This is a genomic window from Serratia sp. C2(1), assembly GCF_036352655.1.
GTDB classification, from domain to species: Bacteria; Pseudomonadota; Gammaproteobacteria; order Enterobacterales; family Enterobacteriaceae; genus Serratia; species Serratia inhibens.
On record NZ_JAZFBA010000016.1, the window covers coordinates 1 to 941 of the forward strand.

Below are 941 nucleotides of genomic sequence, written 5' to 3' on the forward strand. Positions count from 1 at the left end.
GGCATCTTGCCCCACTTTTAACACATCTACCTGTAATTTGGGATAATTTTGTAGAAGCTTTTTTTCTCCTTCTTGTTCCAAATCTCCTGTAAAAAACCCGAATTGCTAGTTGATTATTTAGCCATGACTTGATACCCGATAGAATATCTTAAAGTCTCTGGTTCCAGTGATTTAGCTGATTTTAACAGTAAAGAATACGCTAAAAGTATCATCTCTAATTTCAATTGAAAACCTTGAGGCGAACGACTTTTACAACGCTCAGCTCCTAGATTTGTCAAAAAAGAGAAAACTCGCTCAATCACTTTTCTACGTTTTGAAAAATTAGGGAAAAGGATTTTCTTTTGCTTCATGTTCTTCCTGACAGGTGTAATTAGATCAATTCCTTTTAATTCCAGCCTATCATGCAGTGACTGACCTAGATATCCCATATCTCCAAGGACTGTTGGTGTCCCAAATTGACTCAACACTTCCTCGGTCATTGAACTATCAGCCATTGAAGCAGGAGTAATTGTGTAGTCTATGACATAGCCTGATTCACTGACTAAAGCATGACATTTACATCCATAGAAGTACTGTCCCTTTGTAGCATTGTAGCCAACATTTGCATAATCTCCAAGACCTTTGCTTCTGAAATTACGAATAGGCTGACACAAAGGAATGGGGAAGCTGTCAATAATGGATACACTCATTCCTTCAACCTCTTTAAAGACGAGTGCTTGGCGAATGACTTGGATACTCGGTAAGAGGGCATTACAACGGCGGACAAAGCGAGAATATTCTAGGAAATTAGGAAATAAACTTTGAGCCAATTGGTGCTTAGCTTTAAGCGTTTCACTAAAATGCAGTACGCCCCATAGGTAACAAGCGATAACTAAGCAATCTGATGTTGCGAGATGGACGTTCTTTCGGTTTTGAACCTCAAGGGGAACCCTCGTACCAGG

At 39.5% G+C, this 941-nt stretch carries 1 protein-coding gene; it reads right to left on the bottom strand.

Going from position 1 to position 941, the window contains the following annotated elements; genetic code table 11:
• Positions 1-113: 113 nt before the first annotated feature.
• On the bottom strand, positions 114-941 hold an 828-nt coding region (locus V2S86_RS25300), incomplete at its 5' end, for an IS982-like element ISLll1 family transposase (RefSeq protein ID WP_330764613.1).